Raw genomic sequence first — 7,150 nt, 5'->3', positions numbered from 1 at the left:
GTCGCCCGCATCGCCTGCGGGAGACCGATATCCTCCAACACCACCTTCGCGATGTCGCCCGCCGCGTCGGCGATTTTCTCCGCGGCTCCGACGACGCCGAGGACGGGTGCGAGTTCCTCGGCGTCTTCCGGACTTCTGGCGGCCATGAGCAGGCTCATCCGCGCCTGCAACTGAAGCACGTCCATCTTCCCTTCGAGCGCGAGCACCTCCTCGGCGATGTCGTCACTGCCGTGGAGGACCGCGGAGTACGAGAGGTCGATCAGAAGTTCCGCCGTGTCCTTCATCTCCGCCAAAACCTCCTTCACACTGCGTGGTTCGTACTCCACGTCGCCGCTCGCGGGTTCCATAGTCCGACGTTGGTCGCTCTCCCGTAAAAACGTTCGCTGGTTGCAACAGGAACCGTTCGTCGAGTCCCGTGTTCGTCCTCGAACGCCGTTTGGCACTCGTACGATGATCGTCCGCGATGTACTCGTCGTGTTCACTACCCCGTGGTTTCCACTGGAACTCCATCGTCACCGATCGATCGAATCCGGATCGAACGCGCAATGCGTTCGTGTCGTGCGAATGTTTATCATTTTTCCCGCCTTCTTTCTCCCATGAGTCAGGAGGAGTCGGAAGACCATCCGGTCACGAAGGTCGTGCGAACCGCCACGCCGCCCTACTACGGTCATTCGGACAGGGAGATGAACACCATCGGCGCGGGTATCTTTCTCGGCCTGCTCGTCCTGTTGATCCCGCTGCTGCCGTTCCTGATCATCGTCTGGGTCATCTCGAAGCTGACCGACGAACTCACGACGCGGGCACCGGTCGGCGACGAGGAGTAGCCACTGGGGTTGAAATCACCAAAAAACGGCCCGCTTCAATCCAGTTCGGATCCCTGAATCAGACGCCGAGAAGGTCGAACGGGTAGCCGTTGTCGTTCTCGTTCGCGTGCTCGTAGACGACGTGTGCGGCGGCAACGTCCTGAATCGCCAGTCCGGTGCTGTCGAAGACGGTGACGCCGTCGTCTCCGGTGCGGCCCTCCAAGTCGCCGATCACGATGTCGCCGATGTCGCCGTGGATGTCGTCGTCCGTGAGGGTTCCCTCGTTGTACGGGACGTTGATCTCGCCCGAGTGGGTGGTCTGGGCGTGGTCGTCGATGACGAGTTTCGCGTTCAACAGCACCTCGTCCGCGATCTCGTGTTTGCCTTCCGCGTCGGCACCCATCGCGTTGATGTGGGTGTGCTCGCCGACGGCGTCGGCCGAGACGATGGGGGATTCGACCGGCGTCACGGTCGAGAGGATGTCACAGGACGCCGCTTCCGAAATCGATCCGGCGCGAACGTCGAACTCGTCGTCGAAGTAGTCGATGAAGTCCGCGACCGCTTCCTCGTCCAGGTCGCTGATGACGACTTCCTCGATGGGGCGAATCTTCGAGATGGCTTCCAACTGGGTGTACGACTGGACGCCAGCGCCGACCAGACCCATGCTCGTCGCATCCTCGACGGCGAGGTGGTCCGTCGCGACGGCAGCGGCCGCGCCCGTGCGCTTCATCGTGAGTTCCGTCCCGTCCATGATGGCGAGCGGGTAGGCCGTCTCGGGGTCGCTGTAGATCATCGTCCCCATGACGGTCGGCAGGTCGAAACTATCGCGGTTGTCGGGGTGGACGTTGACCCACTTGATTCCGGCCGCGTCCCAACCGTCCGCGTCCAGATAGGCGGGCATCGACCGGAAGTCGCCGTTGTACTGCGGCAGGTCGATGTAGGACTTCGCGGGCATCTGTGCGTTCCCGGTCGCGTACGCCGCGAAGGCGTCCTCGATGGCCCGAATGAGTTCGGGCATCTGTGTGTTCTCGTCTACGGCATCCTGATTCAGCAGGAGTGTCTCCATATTTGGAGGGATACGTGGTTCCCACTTAGTTCCATCTTTTACCGATTTTTGCTCCCGATCGTCGTCTCCTCTGCTGATTTGAGGAATGTTTCGGGGGGAATCGTGTGAATTCTTGATCTCGGAAGTATTCGAAGGAGATTCACATTCATTAGCTTGCTTGCAGTAACCTCCGGCAAAACGAGTCCTATTCGACGTGGATTCAAAAATCGATTCGAGTTCAAGAGACGACTCCTCAGTTCGCTCGGGGTTAAAATCGGACGGTGGCCGATTTTCTATCTGCCTGATTACGGTTCACCGCCCCGCGACGACGAAACCGGATTCCGACCCGAATCAGCACGTCTTCTCGGCGAATTTCACGCTGTCTTTCCGTATCGTTATCGTGAGATGGTTGCAGTCCGTCGCGTGCCAGATTCGACTCCGATTGGGCATCCCATCGACGGCAATCGACAGGTCGTACGTTCCGAAGTCGGCGACGTTTTCGATGGTCGTTTTTCCGGGGTTGACGAAAACGACGGTCATCAACGAACATAGTCCACAGTGATCCCGCTATGCACCGCTATCCACTGCTTTCCGACGTGAGTCCAAAAAATCGGTTCGAGTTCGATAGACGATTCCTCGGGTGCGGTTGGGGCAAAGCCCGGATGGAAGAGGTTGTTAGTGCCCTATCTTCACATCGCGCCGCCCATACCACCCATGCCGCCCATGCCACCCATGCCGCCGGGTGCGCCGCCTTCGTCGCCACCCTTGTCGGTGGAGAGGTCGCCGGCGGAGATGATGTCGTCTATTTTGAGCACGAGGTTCGCAGCCTCGGTTGCACTGGAGAGTGCCTGCTCCTTGGCGTGTGCGGGTTCGACGATGCCTGCCTCGAACGTGTCTTCGACGTCGCCGCTGAAGACGTTCAGGCCGGCGCGTTTCTCGCCGTCCTCGTGTTCCGCGCGGAGGTCGACGAGCGTGTCGATGGAGTCCAGTCCTGCGTTCTCGGCGAGAACGCGCGGGACGAGTTCGAGCGAGTCGGCGAACGCTTCGACGGCCAACTGTTCGCGGCCCTCGACGCTGTCGGAGTAGTCGCGGAGTCGGGAGGCGAGTTCGACTTCGATGGCACCGCCACCGGAGACAACTCGGCCGTCACTGACGGTCTGGGCCACGACGTCCAGCGCGTCCGTGATGCCGCGTTCGAGCTCGTCGACGACGTGGTCGGTGGAGCCGCGGAGGAGGAGCGTGACACCGTGGGAGTTCTCGCCGCCCGTGACGTAGAACAGCTCGTCGCTGTCGTCGCGGGTGACGCTACCTTCTGCAACGTCGTCCGCGGACGCGCTGTCGAGGTCCGAGACGATGTTCGTGTTGAGAACCTCTCGGAGGAACTTGATGTCGCTCTTCTTCGCGCGTCGGACGGCCAGAATGCCCTCCTTCGCGAGGTAGTGCTGTGCGAGGTCGTCGATGCCCTTCTGGCAGAAGACGACGTTCGCGCCCGTGTCGATGATCTGATCGACCTTCTCCTTCAGCTGTGCTTCCTCGCGGTCGAGGAAGTTCTTGAGCTGATCGGGGTCGTTGATGGAGATCTCGGTGTCGACGTCGGTTTCCTCGACTTCGACGGCTTCGTTGAGGAGGAGAACTTTCGCGTCCTCGACGGAGCTCGGCATGTTGTCGTGGACGGGGTCCTTGTCGATGACCGCGCCGTCGAGCAGTTCGGACTCACCAGCCGAGCGGCCGGTCTGAGTCTCGATGTTGACGTATTCGAGGTCGACCGTCTCTTCGACGGTGACGGACTGAACCGCGTCGACGATGATCTGGCTCAGGACTTCCTTGTTGAGTTCGGCACCTTTGCCGGTCATGCTGGTTTCCGCGACTTTGCGAAGGAGGTCTTCGTCGTCAGTGTCGACCTCGTCCGCGATGTTGTCGATCTCCTCGCGTGCTTTCTCGCTTGCGAGGTGGAAGCCTTTGATGACTGCCGTCGGGTGGATGTCCTGTTCGAGGAGGTCCTGTGCGTTCTTGAGGAGTTCACCCGTCACCGCGACGGCCGTCGTCGTCCCGTCACCCGCTTCGTCCTCTTGGGTTTCGGCGACTTCGATGATCATCTCGGCCGTCGGGTTGTCGATGTCCATCTCCTTGAGGATGGTGACACCGTCGTTCGTGATGGTCACGTCGCCCATCGAATCGACGAGCATCTTGTCCATCCCTTTCGGACCGAGTGTGGAGCGGACGGCGTCCGCCACCGCTCGCGCCGCAGTGATGTTGTGTTCCTGCGCGTCCTTGTCCTTGACTCGCTGGGAGTCTTCGGACATTACGATCATCGGCTGACCTTGCATGCGCTGACTCATAGTACAATGGCGACTATGTTTGTGCTTCTATATAAATCTTTATCCACCGCCTCGTTCGCGGACATCCATCCATCGAATTTTGAAACAGAAAATCGCCGTAAGGCGGTCGGTACGACGAAAATCACGATACTAGTTAACACGAGCCTCTCGATGAAAATCCGATTCTCAAACTCCTATTTATATACTCCGATGCGCGGTTCACCCCTACCTCCCCTTTCACGTCTCGACGCTCGTCGTTTCTCGGAACGTCCCTCCACCGGTGTCCACTCGATCAGTTTTCTCGTGGCACTTCCCTGTGACCGAGACGATGGTTTCGATGGTAGTACATGTGGACCCCGCCGGAAATCGTCACCAGTACGGCGAGTCCGAGTGCCCACCACAGTACCGGTACGAGACCGAGCGGTCCGGCACCGAGTTGTGCCCCGGTTAACAGTGCGAGGCTGATACAGCCCAAAACGAAGTAGTACTCTGACCACGGGAGGTCGTTGTCGGGAACGATTTCGAGATACGTGTTCAAGAGCTCGGCCCGCTCGGTCAACGTGATGTCACCATGTGCCGGGTCGTAGTTGATAAAGCCCGTCTCGTTGAGTTTCGGCAGATGTGCCTGTTGGAGCGTGTTGTACACCCGTTTGCGTTGTTGTGAGGTTACTTCGTCGACGATGACGTCGTTCTCCCACGCCGCGATCTGCGTCGCAAGCTCCCCGATTTCGGCCGCTTCTTCCCTGCGTCGCAAGTAGTGAAGTGCGTATCGTCGCCGTTGATTGCTCAGTATCTGAAAGATGATATCTCTCGACAGTGGCGTCTCCTTCGTCTCGTCTGCTTCTTCGTTCATTGTGTCGTCTATCGACCGGGCGAATGTTCGTTTTTGAGAGGTGACCCTAACTATTTAATTTTTTGCACCGATTTAGCAGAAGTCTTCTGTTGCATATATTCTTCCATCCCGAGTATAATAGATTCCCAGGCCTTCTCGCTTCCAATTTTTGGAGAGTAGGTTCTTTCGGTGTTCCGGCGAGTGCATCCACTGTGAAACGATTCCACGAGCGAGTTCCTTCGCCGTCCGATATCGCACTACAGTCCCATTGTCGGTTCGAACCCGCCGGTTGAAGTAGGTGTACGCGATGTTCTCCCCCGCACCCCGAAGGCAGTAGTACTCTGCCCGCCGATAGCGGTCATTTGGGTCGGCACCCGACGGCGACACGTGCGCGAAGTATCCTTCCTTCCCCATATCGACACTGTGGTCTCTCGCGATGTCGCGTAGCGCACCGTCGAATTCGAGCGGGGCGAGTCCGTGTTCCGCTCGCTGTTCGTTGATACCGCGATGGACGTAAAACTCCACCCAGCGACGAAACTGCGTCCGGTTCGGGTCGGTCAGCCGTTTCGGCTGGTCGTGTGGAACGTCCACCACCTGTACTCCGCGGGCCGTATCGAGCGTCCGTTCGCCGGGGACGTGGTAGCCAGCCACGTATGCCCCGGAGAACAGTACGATGAGGAGGACCAAGCAAAGCGGGACGATCGAGCGCGTACGCATTCGTTCGCTGTTCAACCCCCGGTGTGATGAATGTCGGGCCTCGTTCGTCCCAATCCACACTCGCCTGCCGAGCGACACTGCCTACGTCTGCTACCGTATCGTCCACAGCGATGAATCATCGACATGGCGAACATAAATCGCCCCATCACCGACGGCAAAGGGACCAGCAATATTGACGGCGTACGTCCGTCTCTTTTCCCCTGTGGCGGGATCAAATACAGCAACCCCGGCGTCCGATTTCGGTCCCGAAACGTCCGTCCCACTCACGAGTAGTTGCTTCTCTACGACTCCCGGGGCCGCAGCCTGTCCGACGTGTTGTGTCCACCGAACCGTTCCATCTCCCGCATCGATTGCGCGAAGTGTTCCGTCAGCCCCGCCCGGCACGAACACCGTTCCGTCGTAGACCGCGATACCGGTTTTCACACCATCGTCAATCGTGACTTTCCACTGGACTGCCCCGTTTTCGAGAGCTACCGCGTAGAGCGTTCCCGCACCGTTCGCGACGTACGCCGTCCCATCCGCAATCGTCGGACGTGGTGGCTCGTTGCTGACTTCGATCGAAGTCGTCCACTGACGAGTTCCATCTAACCCAAAACTGGCGAGTGTGCCCTTCTCGCCGTCGAACGCTGCAATCGCCACCGTGCGTTTTCCAGTCGTGGCGATTCCCCACGTCGTCGTCGATTTCCGGTACTTGCCCACCCACTGCTCCTTCCCCGTACCTTGGTCGAGCGCTGTAACGTCCTCAGTTCCGAGAAAGACGGACCCGTTCGCCGCAGTCGAAACCGCATTGCCGATATCGCGGCTGACAGCCTTGTTCTCGGTTTGCCATCGTTCGTCCCCTGTGGGTCGAGGGCGAGGATACGCTCGTAGTGGGTGCATACACCGTGCCATCCGCGATTGTCGGTGTCAACCCGGCCGGTGCATCAACGGACACCGTCCATTCGTGCGTGCCGCGGGCGATGACGTGTCCTGTCGCTGCCGTCGCATAGGCGGTTCCATCGGCGACGACTGGAGCCATTTCGATGCCCCCGTAGGCGGGGTCATCCCGCTTCATTGCCGGGGTCGCTTCGGCATCAGTTGGTGGCAACCGTGCGTCCGAAGCGACTCCAGTCCGCTGTGGTGTTGCGCCTGTCGTCGGCCACGGACTGTCGAGCGGCTTGTGGTCTTTCACTTTGTCTTTCTTCGATTCGTCGTCCGTGAAGGAGAGACTGGCAGAATTACAGCCTGCGAGTGTAGAAACACACCCTACCGTCGTCAGGAGGACACGACGACGAGTCACGTTGGGAGCTTTCGGTGACATGTCTCGCGATTTTAATTCCTGTGCATTAAGTTTTCTCTAATTAGAAATTCTGAAAATCAAAGAAGAAAATTTGGTCGAAAGTAGAATGACGCGGGATCAACTTCGAGCTCGTTGCCGTCTGTCCCTGTTCCCGAG

The 7,150-nt window shown here is 59.0% G+C and carries 8 protein-coding genes; 1 reads left to right on the top strand and 7 read right to left on the bottom strand.

All coding sequences use genetic code 11. The features are described 5' to 3' along the window. Positions 1-347, bottom strand: a 347-nt coding sequence (locus WBV42_RS16380) for a potassium channel family protein (RefSeq protein WP_423986970.1), incomplete at its 3' end; no start/stop codon positions are given. A 249-nt stretch (positions 348-596) separates the two neighbouring features. Between WBV42_RS16380 and WBV42_RS16375 the strand changes: the two genes are divergently transcribed. Next, complete coding sequence (locus WBV42_RS16375) at positions 597-824, top strand: DUF7535 family protein (RefSeq protein WP_423986969.1); 228 nt, start codon at positions 597-599, stop codon at positions 822-824. 58 nt (positions 825-882) lie between these two features. On the opposite strand, the gene WBV42_RS16370 is transcribed toward WBV42_RS16375, so the two are convergent. The 6 genes from WBV42_RS16370 to WBV42_RS16345 form a co-directional block, all read right to left on the bottom strand. Further along, positions 883-1,869, bottom strand: a complete 987-nt coding sequence (locus WBV42_RS16370; RefSeq protein WP_423986968.1) for an ornithine cyclodeaminase family protein — start codon at positions 1,867-1,869, stop codon at positions 883-885. Between the two features lie 330 nt (positions 1,870-2,199). Continuing rightward, entirely contained in the window at positions 2,200-2,388 is a 189-nt protein-coding gene (locus tag WBV42_RS16365) for a hypothetical protein (RefSeq protein ID WP_423986967.1), read from the bottom strand. 149 nt (positions 2,389-2,537) lie between these two features. Then, entirely contained in the window at positions 2,538-4,187 is a 1,650-nt protein-coding gene (gene thsB / locus WBV42_RS16360) for a thermosome subunit beta (RefSeq protein WP_423986966.1), read from the bottom strand. Positions 4,188-4,458: 271 nt separating this feature from the next. Continuing rightward, positions 4,459-5,019 (bottom strand): DUF7344 domain-containing protein, encoded by a 561-nt coding sequence (locus tag WBV42_RS16355; protein WP_423986965.1) that lies wholly within the window; start codon positions 5,017-5,019, stop codon positions 4,459-4,461. A gap of 72 nt (positions 5,020-5,091) precedes the next feature. Beyond that, positions 5,092-5,715 (bottom strand): CAP domain-containing protein, encoded by a 624-nt coding sequence (locus WBV42_RS16350; protein ID WP_423986964.1) that lies wholly within the window; start codon positions 5,713-5,715, stop codon positions 5,092-5,094. 90 nt (positions 5,716-5,805) lie between these two features. Then, positions 5,806-6,594: a PQQ-binding-like beta-propeller repeat protein gene (locus tag WBV42_RS16345; protein ID WP_423986963.1), complete on the bottom strand. Its 789-nt coding sequence runs from the start codon at positions 6,592-6,594 to the stop codon at positions 5,806-5,808. Positions 6,595-7,150 lie beyond the last annotated feature (556 nt).

Source organism: Haladaptatus sp., from assembly GCF_049589095.1.
Classification (GTDB): Archaea; Halobacteriota; Halobacteria; order Halobacteriales; family Haladaptataceae; genus Haladaptatus.
This window is presented reverse-complemented; position numbering and strand designations above follow the sequence as displayed.

What these genes read in the sequence shown, in the direction of transcription:
- WBV42_RS16375 (WP_423986969.1), top strand. Translation starts at nt 597, where the DNA reads ATGAGTCAGGAGGAGTCGGAAGACCATCCGGTCACGAAGGTCGTGCGA.
- WBV42_RS16350 (WP_423986964.1), bottom strand. Translation starts at nt 5,715, where the DNA reads ATGCGTACGCGCTCGATCGTCCCGCTTTGCTTGGTCCTCCTCATCGTA.
- WBV42_RS16370 (WP_423986968.1), bottom strand. Translation starts at nt 1,869, where the DNA reads ATGGAGACACTCCTGCTGAATCAGGATGCCGTAGACGAGAACACACAG.
- WBV42_RS16365 (WP_423986967.1), bottom strand. Translation starts at nt 2,388, where the DNA reads ATGACCGTCGTTTTCGTCAACCCCGGAAAAACGACCATCGAAAACGTC.
- WBV42_RS16345 (WP_423986963.1), bottom strand. Translation starts at nt 6,594, where the DNA reads ATGCACCCACTACGAGCGTATCCTCGCCCTCGACCCACAGGGGACGAA.
- thsB (WP_423986966.1), bottom strand. Translation starts at nt 4,187, where the DNA reads ATGAGTCAGCGCATGCAAGGTCAGCCGATGATCGTAATGTCCGAAGAC.
- WBV42_RS16355 (WP_423986965.1), bottom strand. Translation starts at nt 5,019, where the DNA reads ATGAACGAAGAAGCAGACGAGACGAAGGAGACGCCACTGTCGAGAGAT.